Source organism: Pararhizobium sp. A13 (assembly GCF_040126305.1).
Taxonomy (GTDB): domain Bacteria; phylum Pseudomonadota; class Alphaproteobacteria; order Rhizobiales; family Rhizobiaceae; genus Pararhizobium.
Window position 1 is genome coordinate 1,720,503 of record NZ_CP149510.1, and the last position, 17,559, is coordinate 1,738,061.

The 17,559-nt window shown below is 60.1% G+C and carries 15 protein-coding genes and 1 pseudogene; 9 read left to right on the forward strand and 7 right to left on the reverse strand.

The features are described 5' to 3' along the window. Window positions 1-46 precede the first annotated feature (46 nt). Window positions 47-1,087, reverse strand: a complete 1,041-nt coding sequence (locus WI754_RS08285) for a glutamine synthetase beta-grasp domain-containing protein (RefSeq protein ID WP_349437213.1) — start codon at window positions 1,085-1,087, stop codon at window positions 47-49. Window positions 1,088-1,585: 498 nt separating this feature from the next. On the opposite strand from WI754_RS08285, the gene WI754_RS08290 reads away from it, so the two are divergent. Beyond that, complete coding sequence (locus WI754_RS08290) at window positions 1,586-1,777, forward strand: DUF2735 domain-containing protein (RefSeq protein WP_349437215.1); 192 nt, start codon at window positions 1,586-1,588, stop codon at window positions 1,775-1,777. Window positions 1,778-2,291: 514 nt separating this feature from the next. Here the strand turns inward: WI754_RS08290 and WI754_RS08295 are convergent. From WI754_RS08295 to WI754_RS08320, 6 genes are all read right to left on the reverse strand, one after another. Further along, window positions 2,292-2,681 (reverse strand): DUF930 domain-containing protein, encoded by a 390-nt coding sequence (locus WI754_RS08295; RefSeq protein ID WP_349437216.1) that lies wholly within the window; start codon window positions 2,679-2,681, stop codon window positions 2,292-2,294. Between the two features lie 124 nt (window positions 2,682-2,805). Next, window positions 2,806-3,267 carry a YbaK/EbsC family protein gene (locus tag WI754_RS08300; protein WP_349437217.1) on the reverse strand — a complete coding sequence of 154 codons (462 nt, stop codon included), beginning with the start codon at window positions 3,265-3,267 and terminating at the stop codon, window positions 2,806-2,808. A 118-nt stretch (window positions 3,268-3,385) separates the two neighbouring features. Further along, window positions 3,386-3,574 (reverse strand): hypothetical protein, encoded by a 189-nt coding sequence (locus WI754_RS08305; RefSeq protein WP_349437218.1) that lies wholly within the window; start codon window positions 3,572-3,574, stop codon window positions 3,386-3,388. 73 nt (window positions 3,575-3,647) lie between these two features. Further along, complete coding sequence (locus WI754_RS08310; protein ID WP_349437219.1) at window positions 3,648-3,902, reverse strand: GlsB/YeaQ/YmgE family stress response membrane protein; 255 nt, start codon at window positions 3,900-3,902, stop codon at window positions 3,648-3,650. A gap of 216 nt (window positions 3,903-4,118) precedes the next feature. Next, on the reverse strand, window positions 4,119-5,411 hold the full coding sequence (gene rhaI, locus WI754_RS08315; protein WP_349437220.1) for an L-rhamnose catabolism isomerase: 1,293 nt from the start codon (window positions 5,409-5,411) through the stop codon (window positions 4,119-4,121). Window positions 5,412-5,424: 13 nt separating this feature from the next. Next, window positions 5,425-7,524 (reverse strand): bifunctional rhamnulose-1-phosphate aldolase/short-chain dehydrogenase, encoded by a 2,100-nt coding sequence (locus WI754_RS08320; protein WP_349437221.1) that lies wholly within the window; start codon window positions 7,522-7,524, stop codon window positions 5,425-5,427. Between the two features lie 212 nt (window positions 7,525-7,736). On the opposite strand from WI754_RS08320, the gene WI754_RS08325 reads away from it, so the two are divergent. The 8 genes and pseudogenes from WI754_RS08325 (at window position 7,737) to WI754_RS08360 (ending at window position 17,474) form a co-directional block, all read left to right on the forward strand. Next, entirely contained in the window at window positions 7,737-8,549 is an 813-nt protein-coding gene (locus WI754_RS08325) for a DeoR/GlpR family DNA-binding transcription regulator (RefSeq protein ID WP_037156553.1), read from the forward strand. A 122-nt stretch (window positions 8,550-8,671) separates the two neighbouring features. Continuing rightward, complete coding sequence (gene rhaS / locus WI754_RS08330; protein ID WP_349437222.1) at window positions 8,672-9,661, forward strand: rhamnose ABC transporter substrate-binding protein; 990 nt, start codon at window positions 8,672-8,674, stop codon at window positions 9,659-9,661. Window positions 9,662-9,878: 217 nt separating this feature from the next. Beyond that, a pseudogene (locus WI754_RS08335) lies at window positions 9,879-11,374 on the forward strand (sugar ABC transporter ATP-binding protein). After that, window positions 11,371-12,351, forward strand: coding sequence for an ABC transporter permease (locus WI754_RS08340; RefSeq protein ID WP_349437223.1), 981 nt, complete (start codon window positions 11,371-11,373; stop codon window positions 12,349-12,351). The pseudogene WI754_RS08335 and the gene WI754_RS08340 overlap by 4 nt, the downstream one beginning before the upstream one ends. After that, window positions 12,351-13,355, forward strand: coding sequence for an ABC transporter permease (locus tag WI754_RS08345; protein WP_349437224.1), 1,005 nt, complete (start codon window positions 12,351-12,353; stop codon window positions 13,353-13,355). Before WI754_RS08340 ends, WI754_RS08345 begins: the two co-directional genes overlap by 1 nt. A 9-nt stretch (window positions 13,356-13,364) precedes the next feature. Continuing rightward, window positions 13,365-13,679 (forward strand): L-rhamnose mutarotase, encoded by a 315-nt coding sequence (gene rhaM / locus WI754_RS08350; protein ID WP_349437225.1) that lies wholly within the window; start codon window positions 13,365-13,367, stop codon window positions 13,677-13,679. Window positions 13,680-13,683: 4 nt separating this feature from the next. Continuing rightward, window positions 13,684-15,060, forward strand: coding sequence for an FGGY-family carbohydrate kinase (locus WI754_RS08355; RefSeq protein ID WP_349437226.1), 1,377 nt, complete (start codon window positions 13,684-13,686; stop codon window positions 15,058-15,060). A 794-nt stretch (window positions 15,061-15,854) separates the two neighbouring features. Then, on the forward strand, window positions 15,855-17,474 hold the full coding sequence (locus WI754_RS08360) for a globin-coupled sensor protein (RefSeq protein ID WP_349437227.1): 1,620 nt from the start codon (window positions 15,855-15,857) through the stop codon (window positions 17,472-17,474). Window positions 17,475-17,559: the final 85 nt, after the last annotated feature.

The window sequence follows — 17,559 nt, forward strand, 5'->3', positions numbered from 1 at the left end:
ACAGAATCATGGCGCCGTCTGGTCCGACGGCGCCATGAGAAATCGTTTAGGCGGCAGCCGAAACGCTGCCTTCGACCGGAACTTCCGAGATCGTCTTCAGGATCTGGGAGGCGATCTGGTAGGGGCAGCCCTGCGAGTTCGGGCGGCGGTCTTCCAGGTAACCCTTGTATCCGTTGTTGACGAAGGAGTGCGGCACGCGGATCGAAGCGCCGCGGTCAGCAACGCCGTAGCTGAACTTGTTCCACGGCGCAGTCTCGTGCTTGCCGGTCAGGCGCTTATCGTTGTCCGGACCGTAGACGGCGATGTGGTCCATCAGGTTCTTTTCAAAGGCCGCCATCAGCGCTTCGAAATATTCCTTACCGCCGACTTCGCGCATATGCTTGGTCGAGAAGTTGGCATGCATGCCAGAACCGTTCCAGTCGGTATCGCCGAGCGGCTTGCAATGGAACTCGATGTCGATGCCGTATTTTTCCGTCAGGCGCTGCAGCAGGTAGCGTGCCATCCAGATTTCGTCAGCGGCCTTCTTGGAGCCCTTGCCGAAAATCTGGAATTCCCACTGACCCTTGGCCACTTCGGCATTGATGCCTTCGTGATTGATGCCGGCAGCGAGGCAGAGGTCGAGATGCTCTTCGACGATCTTGCGGGCGACGTCGCCGACACTCGAATAGCCGACGCCGGTGTAGTACGGACCCTGCGGAGCCGGGTAGCCCGTTTCCGGGAAGCCGAGCGGACGACCGTTCTTGTAGAAGAAATATTCCTGCTCGAAGCCGAACCAGGTGCCTTCGTCGTCGAGGATCGTGGCGCGGCTGTTGGACGCGTGCGGCGTGACGCCATCCGGCATCATGACTTCGCACATGACGAGCGCGCCGTTGGTGCGGGCCGGATCCGGATAGATCGCAACCGGCTTCAGCACGCAGTCCGAGCTGCGGCCTTCGGCCTGCATGGTCGACGAACCGTCGAAGCCCCACAGCGGCAGCTGTTCGAGTGTGGGGAACGTTTCGAATTCCTTGATCTGTGTCTTACCGCGAAGATTCGGTACCGGTGTGTACCCATCGAGCCAGATGTACTCGAGCTTGTATTTCGTCATTTCGAACCTCTCATGGGTTGATGATGCGCAGCACCAGGAAAACCTGAACCGTGCTTCGCCGCCAACGGCTGGCGACATACATGCACAGGTCGTGCCAGTTTGGTGGGCGCGGCGTTCGATGCCCATTCTTGTCTCCGCAAGAGGACAATTATCGGACAAGGCAGCCTTGCGAGAGCGGCGGGATGCGGAATTCCGAAATCACTGGCGAAATTGAGTTTTTTCGGACAGGGCGGCCTTCGTTTCCGGCAATTTGGCACCCGCTTTTCTTTAAAATCTCGAACTTTGCGCAATTTTTACGCAAAATCCGCGACATTTTGACCTGAGTGCAAACGCCCAAAATTTGTTGCGAAAACTCGGCCAAGACGTCTCTGCCTAAAAAATAGCCTATTTTTTAGGCGCAATGATTTTTTTTTAATCAATCCGCGCAAAACCGACGCAAACCTGTTATGTTCGCCTCATTCGATCCGCGAAAGGCTCGAAAACCTAGGAAAATGATAGATGGCAATGATTTCTACGGGCGAGACTGCCAAAATCTACGAATTCCCCGCCGGAGGCCGGAAATTGGGCGGCCGCCGCTTCGAGCAGGCGGGCACGGTTACCGATTTTCGGCCCAAGCCGGTTCTGGCGGTCGATTACAGCAACTGGTACCATGAAGAAGCGCTCCGCGAGGAACAGACGCCGAAGTCCTGAACGGGACGGGAGCCAGTTGCTGCCGTTGCCGAATATGCCGCTCCAGTGGAGCACCGCATTTGCGCGTTGACGATACTCCGCGCGATACAATTGGATGACTGAGAGTCATCACCAAAGCACCTGAAAGCCTGATCCCTCGACTCTTGGAGAGCTTTCCGCCGCTCAATCGGAAGCATATGGTTAACAAATGCCAACCGCTCGACCGAATGTGACGCTATTTTAACAGTTTAGGCGCAAATTAAGGCAGAGTCGCCTTTCGACGGGATCAAAGACTGATGCTGATCCGTTGTACGATCGGAGATTTGGCGCAACCGGCATCGAAGATTGCCGGTGCGGGCGAATACCCCGCGGGCCGGGAGCCATACGGTCTCACCTTGAACCTGCGGAGGAAGAAGGATGCTCGACATGACTGACCATATCATGAAGACGCTCTTGAACATCATGGTTGCGCTGTCGCTCGGCGCCTTCATGGTCCTGTTCATCGTCCTGTAACGGTAGGCCGGAGCCCCTCGGCTCACGGATAGAGATAGTGCGCCTCCCATTCGTCATGGGGAATAAGGTCGCCGATTGTGTAGTTGAACGACAGCACCTCGATATGGTCAGGCCCGGTGCTGCACTTGTATTTCAGCTTGTACCATTCGCCCTTGCTTCGAAAAACCGCGCCCGGGGCCTGTATCTTGTCGTCTTCGACGATCGGATCCGCGAAAGTATAGGCAATCACCTTGTCCGGCTTGAACGATGTCTTGTCGGCATTGATTTCCCACATCGCTTCGGTATCGCATCGCTGTTCCAGCCGGGTCTGGGGATCGAGCTCCTCGAACTGTTTGATCAGGGACCGGTCCATGGCCGCGGCGGGCGCGGCAATGGCAGCAACCAGCAAAGTCAAGCAAACAAGCCTGTTCATTGCGTCGTCAACTCCTTCGTCATGTCAGAAAATGGAAGCCGCAAACAAGCGTCAGGACGATGCCCGGGCGGATACTGACGTTAACATCAAGGAAACCTTTGTGTTCATTCAAAGGCAGGCATGCCTAAATGGCGGAGACGTCGATCCACTCGGCAGAAGCAAGTTGGGCCATCCTGTCGGGATTGATGCGGACGGCCGCATGCGGCGCGCCGGCAGCGGGCACGACCTCATCGAAGATCTTGAGCGAGATGTCGCAATAGACCTTGTGCGGCCTTGCAAGGCCGAAGGGGCAGACCCCGCCGACGGGATGGCCCGTCTCTTCCTCGACCTCGTCAAAGCCCAACATGCGGGCCTTTGTGGCGAAGAGGGCCTTGTACTTCTTGTTGTCGAGGCGGGCATCGCCGCGCGTGACGATCAGGATAACCTCGTCGGCGACCCTGAGCGCCAGCGTCTTGGCGATCTGCGCCGGCTCGACACCATGCCCCTCGGCTGCAAGAGCGACGGTGGCGGTGCTCTGCGGAAGTTCGATGACGTCGATGTCGGGGGCTTTTTCGGCGAAGAACAATTTGACGGAGGAAAGGCTCATGGCGCTACAACGGCTCCGCTCGGATGGAAACCGCATGCGCGGCCTATCCGGATATTAGGAAGGGTGACGGTAGATGCTCCGGGCGCTCAACCGTCACGTGAGCTGTCCGGCGATATTTTCAGTCGTCGTTCGATGCGTCAAGATTTTCCGGACGAGTGCCTTCCTGGTCATGCGGCAGGTAGCCGTGGTTAGTGAACCAGTTGATCAGGATGGCGGCGATGGCCTGGTTGCGCGTATCCATTCCCGGATGATCGGAAATGAAGGATTGAAGTGCTTGTTCGATCCGGGGGTCGTAGAGGTCAGACATGATGGCTCCCAACTGCAATTGGCGGGTTGCGCCGGCTTCCCCTCCGGAAAACCGGTGCCCCATTTTCAGTTCGTCAAGCGCTCTTGACGATGCGGATCAACACCAGAAGGATGATGGCGCCGATCGTCGAATGAATGATGGCGGCGAGGATGCCGCTGCCGATGCTGATGCCGAGATAGGGGAAGAGCGCCCCGGCGATGAAGGCGCCGACGATGCCGACAACAATGTTGCCGATCAGGCCGAAGCCGAATCCCGAGACGATCAAACCTGCAAGCCAGCCGGCAATGGCGCCGACGATCAGAAAAACGATAATACTTTCGATACCCATGGATGTTCCTTTCCGTTGTATCCGCAGATGCAAGATAGAGCGAAAAGACAACCGCGTCAGAGGGGAAAGTGAATCTTCGAAGCTTTTTTGCTTTCAATAGGTTGAAAGACGGGACGGAGGCAGGATTTCCGATCGGGGCGGGTCAAAAATCCATGCTTGCTGTCTAAACAAAACGGCCCGGCAACCCGCCGGGCCGTTTCGCGAATCAGTCGTGACTCAGACGATGCCGCCGCCGCCGCTCTTCGATGCCGGGCGCTCGCTCGAGACCTTGGCGCGGTATCCGCTCGCCCGATAGGCCGCAACCGGTGCGATCGCGCCGCCTGCCTCGTACCGTGCCATGGCAAGAATGGGCTCGACATGGGTGCGGAAGGCGGCTTTCAGTGTTTCCGTCGCCATCAGTGCATCGTTACCATCTTGGTAACCCTCAAGCGCCTTACGATCGACGAGCAGCGCTTGTGCGTACGCGCGGCTGACTTCCATCGCCGAGTTCATCAGGCTTTCGATCGGGTCGGTAACATTGTGGCTCTGGTCAAGCATATGCGCAGGTGAAAAGCCCTCCGCATTACGCGTTTCAGCATCCACCAGTTCATTGAAGACGAGGAACAGGCGGTAGGGATCGATCGAACCCGTATCGAGATCGTCGTCGCCATACTTCGAATCGTTGAAATGGAAGCCGCCGAGTTTCTTGAACTGGATGAGGCGGGCGACGATCATCTCGATGTTGACGTTCGGCGCGTGGTGGCCGAGATCGACGAGGCAATAGGCCTTGGGGCCGAGTTCCTGGGCGATCAGATAATTGGTGCCCCAGTCCTGCACGACGGTCGAGTAGAAGGCCGGTTCGAACATCTTGTGCTCGGTGAAGATGCGCCAATCATCCGGCAGGCCCTTGTAGATGACCTTCATCGCCTCGAGGTAGCGCTCGAAACTCCTGGTGAAGTTGCTTTGGCCAGGGAAGTTGGAGCCGTCGCCGATCCAGACGGTCAGCGCCTTGGAGCCGAGCGCCTTGCCGATCTCGATGCATTCGAGATTGTGATCGACGGCCTGCTGGCGGGTGGCGGCATCGGCATGGGACAGCGAGCCGAACTTGTAGGAATGAGCCTGATCCGGCGCGTTGGAGAAGGTGTTGGAGTTCATCGCGTCAAAACCGAGACCCAGCGCGTTGCCCTTTTCCCCCAGTTCCTTGAGGTCGTCGACCTTGTCCCACGGAATATGCAGCGAGACGGTCGGCGTTGCCCTGGTCAGCTGCTGGATGACCGAGCAGTCCTCGATCTTGTCGAAGATGTTGCGCGGCTCGCCGGTGCCGGGAAAGCGAGCAAAGCGCGTGCCGCCGGTGCCGACGCCCCAGGAAGGGACGGCAACTCCGTAAGTAGATACTTTCTCTTTGATCGCGCCGATATCGATGTCACGGCGCGACAGCTGCGCGCCGAGATAGTCGTAATCGGCTTTCAGATCGGCAAGGCGGGCCGCGTTGTCGGCATCGATGACGTCTTTTTTGATCATCAGTGTCATGTCGCCCTCCGGTCTAGCGCGTGAACGACTGGGCATTGCCCGCGTCGACATTGATGATGTTGCCGGTGGACTTGGCCGACATGTCGGAGGCGAGGAAATAGATCGCTTCCGCAATGTCTTCCGGATAGACGCTGAGCTTCAGCATGGAGCGATCGCGATAGTGGGCCTCCAGTTCGTCGACATCCATCTTGTAGGCCGCCGCGCGCTGTTCCTTCCACTCGCCCGTCCAGATCTTCGAGCCGCGCAGAACGGCATCCGGATTGACGACGTTGACGCGGATCTGCGCCGATGCGCCTTCGAGCGCCAGGCAACGGGCAAGGTGGATTTCGGCCGCCTTCGCCGTGCAATAGGCGGATGCGCCGGGGGAGGCGGCAAGGCCGTTCTTGGAGGCGACGAAGACGACGTTGCCGCCGGCCTTCTGTTGACGGAAGATGCGGAAGGCTTCGCGCGAGACGAGGAAATAGCCCGTCGCCAGGATATCGACGTTCTTGTTCCAGAGCGCCAGCGTCGTGTCCTCGATCGCGGCGGAGGAAGCAAGGCCGGCATTGGAGACGAGAATATCGAGGCCGCCGAATTCGAGCAGTGCATCGGCGAAGCTCTTCTCGACAGCGGCTTCATCGGTGACGTTCATGTTGACGGCGCGGACGAAATCCTTGCCGTAGCGGCCACCCAGCTCGGTGTGGGCTGCGGCCAATGCCGTCTCGTCGATATCGGCGAGCACGACGCAGGCGCCTTCCTGCATCAGGCGGTTGGCTGTCGCCTTGCCGATGCCGCCGGCGCCGCCGGTGACGAGCGCGATCTTGCCGGCCAGCATCTTCGGTTTCGGCATGCGCTGCAGTTTTGCTTCCTCGAGCAGCCAGTATTCGATGTCGAAGGCCTCCTGTTCCGGCAGGCCGACATAGGTCGAAACGCCGGAAGCGCCGCGCATGACATTGATCGCGTTGACGTAGAACTCGCCGGAAATACGGGCTGTAGCCTTGTCCTTGGCGAAGGTGATCATGCCGACGCCCGGCACGAGATAGACGACCGCATTGGGATCGCGCATCGCCGGGCTGTTGTCGCGCTTGCAACGCTCGTAGTAGGCGGCGTAACCGGCACGGTATTCGGCGATTGCCGCTTCGAGGCCGGCCAGCGTCTTGTCGATATCGGGATTGGCCGGATCGAAATCGACGACCAGCGGGCAAATCTTGGTGCGCAGGAAATGGTCGGGGCAGGATGTGCCGAGCGCTGCCAGCGGCTCCAGGTTCTTCGACGTGACGAAGTCGAGCACGGCCTGGCTGTCGTCAAAGTGCCCGAGCTTTCGCTCGTCTGTACTGATCATGCCGCGAATGACCGGCATCAGTTTTTGCGCGACGGCGCGGCGTTGCTCGGCCGGGAGAACAGGCTTGACTGCGCCGCCGAAAGCCGGGGCCGTGTTGGTCGTCTCGAACCAGGCAATCGCCTTGTTGATGATCTCGATCGTGGTCTCGTAGGCTTCCTTGGCCGTGTCGCCCCAGGTGAACAGGCCATGGCTTTCAAGGATCAGCCCGCGTGCATTCGGATTCTCAGCGCAGAATTTCGAAAGCCACAGGCCGAGCTCAAATCCGGGCCTTTTCCACGGTAGCCAGCCGATATCATCGCCGAAAATCTTCTGCGTCAGTTCGCGACTGTTCTTCGACGCGGCGATGGCGATGATCGCATCGGGGTGCATGTGGTCGACATGTTTTTTCGGCACATAGGCGTGCAGCGGCGTATCGATGGAGGCCACGCGCGGGTTAAGGTTGAAGGTGCAGTGCGGCAGGTAGCCGACCATCTCGTCTTCGAAGTCGATGCCGCGATAGAGGCCCTTCAGGGCTTCGAGCTTCTCCATATAGAGGGTGGAAAAGCCGTCCATCTTGATCGTGCCGACATCGCCGCCGGAGCCCTTGACCCACAGAACCTCGACCTCGCCGCCGCCGAGCGGGTCCTTTTCGATGACCTTGGCAGAGGTGTTGCCGCCGCCGTAATTGGTGATGCGCTTGTCGGAGCCGAGCAGGTTGGAGCGATAGAGCAGCCGCTCCGGCTCGCTCATCCCGGCTGCCTTGCTGTCGTCCCAGAGATTGGCAAGGCGCGCGCCTTGTTGCTTGTCGAGCATCGTCATTCCTCCCGGTCAATTCTGCGCCGGCCCCCTTTTAATTTTCAGGGGTAAGAGCGCATTCGTTGTGATCAGATCACACAAAGATCGGCGCCATGTCAATCATAAACGATCAAAAACAATCATATTGCAGCGCACAATGAAAAAATATGATCGTATGTGATTGACAATGCGCGGTCGTGATGGAAGCATAGGCATCGTTGGAGGATGGAATGCACGAAAAAGAGCGACACAGGATCATTCTGTCAGCTGTCCAGGACAAGCCGGTGATCACCGTGCCTGAGCTGGTGGATCTGACCGACAGTTCCGAAGCGACGATCCGCCGGGATATCGCGGCGCTGCATGTGCAGAAGCGGCTGCGCCGGGTGCGCGGCGGCGCGGAAGCAATCAACCCGCCGCAGTTCGTCGGGCTTGCCGGCCGGCCCTTCAGCGTCAATGAAGGCCTGCATGCCCGCCAGAAGCAGGCGATCGCCAAGGAAGCGGTGGCGCTCTGCCAGGATGGCGAGCCGATCATCATCAATGGCGGTACCACGACCTTCCAGATGGTGCATTTCCTGGCCAATCGCCGGATGCAGGTGTTCACCAATTCCTTTCCGATCGCCGAACATCTGCTCAAGCATTCGAAGAATACGGTGATGCTGTCGGGCGGCACGATCTACCGCGAGCAGAACATTATCCTCAGCCCCTTCGATAATGACGTGACGCGCAACTTCTATGCGCGCCGCATGTTCATGGGTGCGCAGGGGCTTGGGCCTCTCGGCCTGATGGAGGGCGATCCGCTGCTCATCCAGGCGGAACAGAAATTGATCGACCAGGCCGATGAACTCGTCGTGCTGATCGACTCGTCGAAATTTCACAAGCGCTCCAGCCTCATTCTCTGCGGGCTGAAGCGCATCACCACGGTGATCACGGATTCGGGCATCGAGGACAGGCATGTCCGGATGCTCGAAGATGCCGGCGTCAATTTGGTCGTTGCCAATACGAGGTCCGGCAATCTTGAGGAGAATGCTTCCTCGTCGGCGTGAGGCCGGCGGGAGGAGGGGAGTGGGAACCGCCGGAGGCTTCAGGGCCAACCGGCAGAATTTGAAAGCATAAAGCCGAATGAACGCGATCATTGTGAACGCGTGGCTTCAGGGAGGAGAACGTCATGAAAATTTTGAAGGCACTGATGGTCACGACGGCGGTTTCGCTGGCGCTGATGGCCGGCACCGCGCATGCTGAAAACAAGAAGATCGCGCTCGTCGTCAAAGCGCTCGGCATCGGCTTCTTCGAGGCCGCCAACAAGGGCGCGCAGGAAGCTGCCAAGGAACTCGGTGATGTCGAGATCATCTATACCGGCCCGACATCGACGACGGCCGAAGGCCAGATCGAAGTGATCAATTCTCTGGTGGCGCAGAAGGTGGATGCGATTGCCATCTCGGCCAATGACAAGGACGCGCTGGTTCCGGCGCTGAAGAAGGCGATGGATCGCGGCATCAAGGTCATTTCCTGGGATTCCGGCGTTGCACCGGAAGGCCGGGCCATGCACCTCAACCCGTCGTCCAACCCGCTGATCGGCAACATGATCATCAAGCTTGCTGCAGACCAGCTGCCTGACGGCGGCGATGTCGCCGTGCTTTCGGCCTCGGCCACCGCCACGAACCAGAACACCTGGATCGAGGAAATGAAGAAGGTGCAGGGCAACTACAAGGGCATCAATGTCGTAGCAACCGTCTATGGCGACGACCTTGCGGACAGGTCCTATCGCGAAACGCAGGGCCTTATTCAGTCTTATCCGAACCTGAAGGCGATCATCGCTCCGACCTCTGTCGGCATCGTTGCCGCTGCACAGGCCGTTGAAGACGCCGGCAAGGTCGGCCAGATCAACGTCACCGGTCTTGGTCTTCCCTCGGAAATGGCTGGTCACGTCAAGGCCGGTTCGTCCAAGTCCTTCGCGATCTGGAACCCGATCGACCTCGGCTATTCCGCCACGATGATCGCTTATGATCTGATCGGTGGCGCGGAAGCCAAGCCGGGCGCCGAACTGAAGATGGGCCGCATGGGCACCGTCAAGCTCGACGACAGCAATGAAGGCGCGATGGCCGACCCGTTCGTCTATGATGCGTCGAACGTCGAGGAATTCGCCAAGATCTTCTGATCTGGGGATCCCTTCTCCCCAACGGGGAGAAGGTGGCCCGAAGGGCCGGATGAGGGGGAGCGGCACGCGCGGAAAGACCCCCTCATCGCCTCGCTGGCGCTCGGCACTTCTCCCCCTGGGGAGAAGAGGGAGTGCGCGGTTGGCCGCATGCGTCGTTATTTCAAATTCAATCATACCGGTGGATTGCCTCTTGTTGCAGGAAACGACCACATTGCGGATGAAGCCCGCCATCGCTCTTGAGGACATCTCCAAGTCCTTTCCGGGCGTGCGCGCACTCTCCGGCGTCTCGCTGACGCTCTACCGGGCTCCGTCACGGCGCTGATCGGCGAGAATGGCGCGGGAAAATCGACCCTCGTCAAGATCCTGACCGGCATCTACCAGCCCGACAGCGGCGTCATTCTGGTGGACGGCGAAGAGACGCATTTTCCGACCGCACTGTCTGCGGCCCATGCAGGCGTCACAGCGATCCATCAGGAAACAGTGCTGTTCGATGAGCTTTCCGTCGCTGAAAACATCTTCCTCGGTCACGCGCCGCGCAATCGCTTCGGCCTGATCGACTGGAAAAAACTAAATAGCAACGCCCGTGACCTGTTGCACCGCGTCGGCGCCGAGATCGATCCGACCATCCGGCTGCGCGATCTCGGCATCGCCAACAAGCATATGGTGGCAATCGCCCGCGCTCTCTCCATCGACGCCAGCGTCGTCATCATGGACGAGCCGACAGCCGCGCTGTCACACAAGGAAATTCACGAACTCTACGAACTGATCGACCGGTTGAAGGCAGATGGCAAAGCGATCCTGTTCATCAGCCACAAGTTCGACGAGATCTTGCGCATTGCCGATCGCTACACCGTGTTCCGCGATGGCGGCATGGTCGGCGAGGGGCTGATGGCCGATGTGACGCAGGATCAACTGGTGAAGATGATGGTCGGCCGCGATGTCGGTCAGGTCTTTCCGAAAGTGGATGTGGCGATCGGTGAACCTGTCCTGACCGTCTCCGGCTACCGGCATCCGACCGAATTCGAGGATATCAATTTCGAACTGCGCCGCGGCGAGATCCTCGGTTTCTACGGCCTGATCGGTGCTGGCCGTTCCGAATTCATGCAGTCGTTGATCGGCATCACCCGGCCTTCGGCCGGTGCCGTGAAGCTCGATGGCGAGGTGCTGGTCATCCGCTCGCCCGCTGAAGCCATCGAGGCCGGGATTGTCTACGTGCCGGAAGAGCGCGGTCGCCAGGGTGCGATCATCGGCCTGCCGATCTTCCAGAACGTCACGCTGCCCTCGCTGCACCGGACTTCACGCTCAGGCTTCCTCAAACTTGCCAAGGAATTCGCGCTGGCGCGCGAATATACCCAGCGGCTCGATCTGCGTGCGGCATCGCTGGATCAGGATGTCGGCACTTTGTCAGGTGGCAACCAGCAGAAGGTGGTGATCGCCAAGTGGCTGGCGACGCAGCCGAAGGTGATCATTCTCGACGAGCCGACCAAGGGCATCGACATCGGCTCGAAGGCCGCAGTTCACGCCTTCATGAGCGAATTGGCAGGGCAGGGCTTGAGCGTCATCATGGTCTCGTCGGAAATCCCGGAAATCATGGGTATGGCCGACCGCGTCATCGTCATGCGCGAAGGCCGCATCGCCGGGCGTTTCGAACGCTCCGAACTCACGGCGGAAAAGCTCGTGCGGGCCGCTGCCGGCATATCGGAGGCGGCGTGATGGCCAAAATTCTGAAGAACCGCGAAATCCTTCTCGTCGTCGCCATTGCAGCTTTGCTGGTGGCGATCACCCTGCGCTTCCCCGGCTTCGTCGCGCCCGCCAATCTGGCCCGGGTCTATAATGACACGTCGATCCTGATCATCCTGGCGCTCGGCCAGATGGCCGTCATCCTGACGCGTTGCATCGATTTGTCCATGGCTGCCAACCTGGCACTTTGCGGCATGGTCGCAGCGATGATCAATGCCGCCTTTCCTGGTGTGCCAATTCCGTTGGTCATTCTCGCTGTCGTTATCCTCGGGTCGCTGCTCGGCTCGATCAACGGCCTGCTTGTCTGGAAGCTGGACATTCCGCCGATTGTCGTGACGCTCGGCACGCTGACCATCTATCGTGGTACCATCTTCCTTTTGAGCAATGGTGCCTGGATCAATGCCCATCAGATGAGCGACGCCTTCAAGGCGCTGCCGCGTGCACCGCTCGCTGGTTTGCCGGTGCTTTCGTGGCTTTCGGTTCTGGCAATCGCCGCCGTCTATCTGCTGATGACGCGCACGCCGGTCGGCCGCGCCTTCTATGCCGTCGGCGGCAATCCGCATGCGGCTGTTTATACCGGCATCGATGTCGGCCGCACGCGCTTCCTTGCCTATTGCCTGTCCGGCGCTCTGGCAGGTCTCTCGGGCTATCTCTGGGTTTCGCGCTACGCGGTCGCCTATGTCGATATCGCCGCCGGTTTCGAACTCGACATCATCGCGGCCTGCGTTATCGGCGGCATCTCGATTGCCGGCGGCATCGGCTCAGTGCCGGGTGCGGTACTCGGCAGCCTGTTCCTGGGCGTCATCAAGAACGCATTGCCGGTCGTCAACATCTCGCCCTTCGCGCAGCTGGCAATTTCCGGAACGGTGATCATCATTGCCGTCGCCGTCAACGCTCGCGCCGAAAAGCGCAAGGGCCGTGTCATTCTGAAGAAAGCGGAGGCGGTCTGATGGCGGAGCTGAATCTTTCACCCCGGGTCATTCCCGACCGGCTGCAGAGCCGCGGCAATCGGCTGCTGAAAAGCTGGGAGAGCCTGCTTCTCGTCGTGGCGGTGCTGATCTTCACGATCAACTCCTTCGCCTCGCCCTATTTCCTCGATCCGTGGAACCTGTCCGACGCGACCTTCAATTTCACCGAAAAGGCGATGATCGCCTTCGCCATGGCGCTGGTGATCATCGCCGGCGAGATCGACCTGTCGGTTGCCTCGATCATCGCGTTGTCTTCGACGGCCATGGGGCTGGCGGTCAGCTTCGGCTTCGACACACCCACGCTGGTTGTTATCGGCCTCGGCACCGGCCTCCTCTGCGGCATGGTCAATGGTTTGCTAATCACCGGTCTCGGCCTGCCGTCGATCGTCGTCACCATTGGTACGATGAGCCTCTTTCGCGGCCTGTCGTTCATCATCCTCGGCGACAAGGCCTTTACCGGCTATCCCGCGAGCTTCGCCTATTTCGGCCAAGGCTATGTCTGGTGGGTGTTCTCCTTCGAATTCGTTCTCTTTGCCATCTTCGCGGCGATCTACAGCGTGCTGCTGCACAAGACGAATTTCGGCCGCGCGGTCTATGCGATCGGCAACAACCAGACGGCAGCGCTTTTCTCCGGCGTGCGCGTCGGTCGCGTCAAGTTCATCCTCTTCCTGCTGACGGGCCTGATGGCCGGCATCGCCTCGATCTGCCTGACCTCACGGCTCGGCTCCACCCGGCCGTCGATCGCGCTCGGCGTCGAACTCGAAGTGGTGACCATGGTGGTTCTCGGCGGCGTCAGCATTCTCGGCGGCTCCGGCACCATTCCGGGCGTCGTGCTTGCCGCCTTCATCATGGGCATGGTCACCTTCGGCTTCGGGCTCTTGAACGTGCCCGGCATCGTCATGTCAATCTTCATAGGCGTGCTGTTGATTTCGGTCATTGCCTTGCCGATCCTGTGGACCCGCGCCCGCCGCCGCGTCGCGCATTGAGGACGATCCATGGAAAAATACGCCTTTCGCATGCGGCTCAATCCGGGCATGGCCGAGGAGTACAAGGCCCGCCACGACTCCATATGGCCGGAACTGTCGGAGCTTCTGACGTCGGCCGGCGTGTCGGATTATTCCATCCACCTCGACGAGGAGACCAATCTCCTGTTCGGCGTCCTCTGGCGGCGCGACGATCACACCATGGCCGATCTGCCCGAGCATCCGGTGATGCAGAAGTGGTGGGCCTATATGGCGGACATCATGGAGACGAAAGCGGACAACGAGCCGGTCGCCGTTCCGCTGGTCACCGTCTTTCATATGAAGTAATGCCATGAAAACCATCGCCGTCATCGACATAGGCAAGACGAATGCCAAGGTCGCCCTTGTCGATCTCGACCGTTTCGAGGAGACGGCCGTGCGCAAGACTGCCAATGGCGTGACTGTCGATGGCCTCTATCCGCATTTCGACGTCGAGCGCCTGTGGCGGTTCATCGTCGATAGCCTTGCCGTGCTCAATGCTGAAACGCCGATTGACGCCATCTCCGTGACCACTCACGGGGCAACGGCCGTGCTGCTCGACAAGAATGGCGATCTGGCGCTGCCGCTGCTCGACTACGAATTTACCGGACCGGATACGCTGGCAGCAGACTACGACAAGCTGCGACCGCCCTTTGCCGAGACCGGCACGACGCGGCTGCCGATGGGGCTGAATATCGGCGCACAGATCTACTGGCAGGAACAGACGTTCCCGGAGCTGTTTGCCAATGTCGCAACGATCCTCACCTATGCGCAATACTGGTCCTACAGGCTGAGCGGCGTACTCTCCACGGAGTTGACCTCGCTTGGCTGCCACACCGACCTGTGGAAGCCCTATGCCGGCGATTTTTCGACGATGGTCGATGCCCGCGGCTGGCGGCCGCTGTTTGCGCCCGTGCGCCGGGCAAGCGATCTTCTGGGCGGACTGACACCGCGGGCTGCGAAGGACAGCGGCCTGCCGGCAGGTTTGCCGGTCTTCTGCGGTATCCACGATTCCAACGCCTCGCTGCTACCCCATGTCCTGACGCGACCAGCGCCTTTCGCCGTCGTCTCCACCGGAACCTGGGTGGTGATCATGGCGATGGGCGCGAGGAAGATGGCGCTGGACGAGGCGCGTGATACGTTGATCAACGTCAATGCGCTCGGTGATCCCGTGCCTTCGGCGCGGTTCATGGGCGGCCGTGCCTTTGCGACCTTGATCCATGACCGGGCGATCACCGTTTCCGAGGACATAGAAGCGGAAATGGCGGCCCGCCAGTGCATGCTGCTGCCGGCCGTGCCGGAAGGCTCGGGACCTTTCCCGCAGGCAAAGGCGCGATGGACTTGCGAAGAGGATGCATTGACGGGGGCGGAGCGTTTCGCCGTCGTGTCCTTCTATCTGGCGATGATGAGTGCGACGTGCCTCGATCTGATCGGCGCTGAAGGGGAGATCGTCGTTGAGGGACCGTTTGCGGCGAACCCGACCTATCTGCGGATGCTGAGCGCGGCGACAGGAAGACCCGTGCTGACCGGCAGCCAAAGCGCCACCGGCACAAGCCTTGGAGCGGCCTGTCTTGCGGATGGCAGCCGGGCGCGGTTGCATGCGGAGCAATTTAGGGGAAGTGTGCCCGAACGCTACAAGGCCTATGCCGAAAAATGGCGGGCTGAGGCCGGGCGGTCCGAGATAGCGTGAGAAGAGACGGCCAAACGTGCAGCAACGTCAGGCGTGAGAACTACAGCGCGTGAGAAGATTTCGAAGAAATTCTTAAAAGACCCGCGAATTCATTGACTTGCGGTCTTCTTCGATATTGAGGAGCATGGAGATCGCTGCCAGCGTCAGCGTGGCAATCAGCGTAGCACTCAGTCCAAGAACAATCATTGCTCGTTCCTTCTACGTCATCCTCATGATGTCGCTTCAACGTGGCCGGCTGTGCTTGCCCATGGCTTGCGCCGGTCAGAATAGGCAGTAGTTAACGAGCGGTGCCCGCAAGATCAACTCTCAAGTTTTACCATTCAGAACCTGTTGTTTCTTGATTGCGTGCAAACCCCCGGCCCGCATGCGGTTGCGGCTGGTTGCGGCAATATGGGGCTAATTTTAGCGAAAGCCGAAGGGGAGTATCAACCGTTAACCTTCAAGCAAGGAATTAACCATAAACATGGTCGTACACGTCGGAGTGGGAAACTCTACTTCCCGACAAGGCATGATGCCGTACCGACGAACCGGTTCTGATCCGGTATGCATTTCACCGGATACCTCTTGGGAACGAAGCGGTCGAATGCCGTGGCCAGATGGCGTCGCCGCCGTCTCCACGCGCATCTTGCAAGTCGGCACGCTTGGGCATCGCCCCTTCAGTTTATCCGTTGGCATGAAAGGCACCGCGCGCCGTCAAGGCATGTGGGAGGCACTGCAACAGTTCGAATTCTAGGAAATACCCTCTGAAAGCCGCGCCGGTTTTCCAGAGTTGCGCACCGGACCGGGGAACAGCGTTGAGGCAGGATACGTCGCCAGATCAGACCAGGAAGGCGCAGGCAGGCAGTCTGCTCGAGCGCTTGCGGTTTGCCGGGCTCGACGACGGCCAGACCGACGTCTTGCGCAGGAACCGTCAATCCCTCGGCGCCCAGGTCGAGCTGGCGTTACGCGATCTCTTCCAGCGTCTGCAAACCTTCCCCGAGGCCGCCCGTCATTTCACCAGCGATCGCCAGATCGACCGGCTGCATGATCTCCAGTCCTCGCATTGGAGCGTGCTGACCGACGCCCGTTTCGACAGCCTCTATGCCGAGCGGGTCAAGGTCTTGTCCGATGCCGAGAGCAAGATGGGGCTCGATCCACGCTGGCAGATCGCCGGCCATGCGATTGTCCTTGAACGCCTGATCTGCTCGATGATCGAGGAGTTGTGGCCGAAATCCGTTCTGCCGCTCGGCAAGTCGCGCAGGCAGGAACTGAACGACCTGGTCGCCGCCCTGGTGCGCACCGTCTTCGTCGATACCGAAATCGCCGTTTCCCTGCGCTTCAACGAACAGCGCCACAGCCACCAGCGCCAGCTTGCCGAGCAGCGCAAGGCGGGTGAAGCCGAAGCGCTTGCCCTCTTCAGCGATGTGGCCCAGGCGCTTGGCCGGGGCGATCTTTCAGTTCGCACGCCGACCGAGGTTTCCGGCGCCTACCAGCCGCTGGCACAGGAACTGAACGGCGCGCTCGACGTCCTGCAGCGACAGGTTATCGGACTGTCGGATCAGGCGACCACGATGGAATCCTCGTCGCAGGCGCTTGCCGGCCAAACCGGCCAGTTCGCTGTAAAGGCGCAGGAGCAGTCCCAAGCGCTCGGAGACACAGTGGCCTCGCTTGCTGCCATCGTCGATCGCGTCAAACTGAATGCCGCCCAGACGCGCGCGGCTGAAAAGAGCGTTGCCGTTACCCGGCAGTCCGCCGAACATAGCGGCGAGATCGCCGGTCAGGCGATTTCTGCCATGGCCGATATAGAGGCTTCCGCCGAAAAGATCGGCCAGATCATCGGCGTCATCGACGAGATCGCCTTCCAGACCAACCTTTTGGCACTCAACGCCGGCATCGAGGCGGCGCGCGCCGGCGAAAGCGGCCGTGGTTTTGCGGTGGTGGCGCAGGAAGTCCGGGCATTGGCGCAGCGCTCCGGCGACGCGGCTCGTGAAATCAAGCAGCTGGTCTCGAATACAAAATCGCAGGTCGAGGCCGGCGTCGAGCGGGTCGGTCGCACACAGGACGCAATCAGCAGCATCGTCGAGCAGGTCCGCGATATCAACGACGCCATCGCAGGCATCGCAGACGAAACCGCAGAACAGGTCTCCGGCCTGCAGTCGGCGACATCCGAGCTCGGCCGTATTGGTACGGAGATCGGCGTCAGTGCAGGGCAGGCTGCCGGCGCAAAGGCGACGTGCGACGACCTTCATACGGTGATCCTCGAACTCGGCCAGACGATCCGCCAGTTCCATGTTCAGCGGCAGGAGCCGATGGTGGCTTCGTCACCTGCTGCAGCCCCGCCCGCGGTCGCGCGGCAGGACGTGGCCGACGAGGCAAACGAGAGTTTCGACGACGGTTACGGCCTTCAGGGCCGTCTTGCCGGATGGGGGCGCTGATGCCGTATCGCCGCAAACACAGCCAGCCTGCCTCGGCGATCTTCGAATTCCGGCGCGTCCGCGCGAACGGCCGTGCGGAAAATCC

Bases quoted from the DNA above. Each gene is read 5' to 3' on its own strand.
- WI754_RS08285 (WP_349437213.1), bottom strand. From the start codon at position 1,087: ATGACGAAATACAAGCTCGAGTACATCTGGCTCGATGGGTACACACCG.
- WI754_RS08290 (WP_349437215.1), top strand. From the start codon at position 1,586: ATGGCAATGATTTCTACGGGCGAGACTGCCAAAATCTACGAATTCCCC.
- WI754_RS08295 (WP_349437216.1), bottom strand. From the start codon at position 2,681: ATGAACAGGCTTGTTTGCTTGACTTTGCTGGTTGCTGCCATTGCCGCG.
- WI754_RS08300 (WP_349437217.1), bottom strand. From the start codon at position 3,267: ATGAGCCTTTCCTCCGTCAAATTGTTCTTCGCCGAAAAAGCCCCCGAC.
- WI754_RS08305 (WP_349437218.1), bottom strand. From the start codon at position 3,574: ATGTCTGACCTCTACGACCCCCGGATCGAACAAGCACTTCAATCCTTC.
- WI754_RS08310 (WP_349437219.1), bottom strand. From the start codon at position 3,902: ATGGGTATCGAAAGTATTATCGTTTTTCTGATCGTCGGCGCCATTGCC.
- rhaI (WP_349437220.1), bottom strand. From the start codon at position 5,411: ATGACACTGATGATCAAAAAAGACGTCATCGATGCCGACAACGCGGCC.
- WI754_RS08320 (WP_349437221.1), bottom strand. From the start codon at position 7,524: ATGCTCGACAAGCAACAAGGCGCGCGCCTTGCCAATCTCTGGGACGAC.
- WI754_RS08325 (WP_037156553.1), top strand. From the start codon at position 7,737: ATGCACGAAAAAGAGCGACACAGGATCATTCTGTCAGCTGTCCAGGAC.
- rhaS (WP_349437222.1), top strand. From the start codon at position 8,672: ATGAAAATTTTGAAGGCACTGATGGTCACGACGGCGGTTTCGCTGGCG.
- WI754_RS08345 (WP_349437224.1), top strand. From the start codon at position 12,351: ATGGCGGAGCTGAATCTTTCACCCCGGGTCATTCCCGACCGGCTGCAG.
- rhaM (WP_349437225.1), top strand. From the start codon at position 13,365: ATGGAAAAATACGCCTTTCGCATGCGGCTCAATCCGGGCATGGCCGAG.
- WI754_RS08355 (WP_349437226.1), top strand. From the start codon at position 13,684: ATGAAAACCATCGCCGTCATCGACATAGGCAAGACGAATGCCAAGGTC.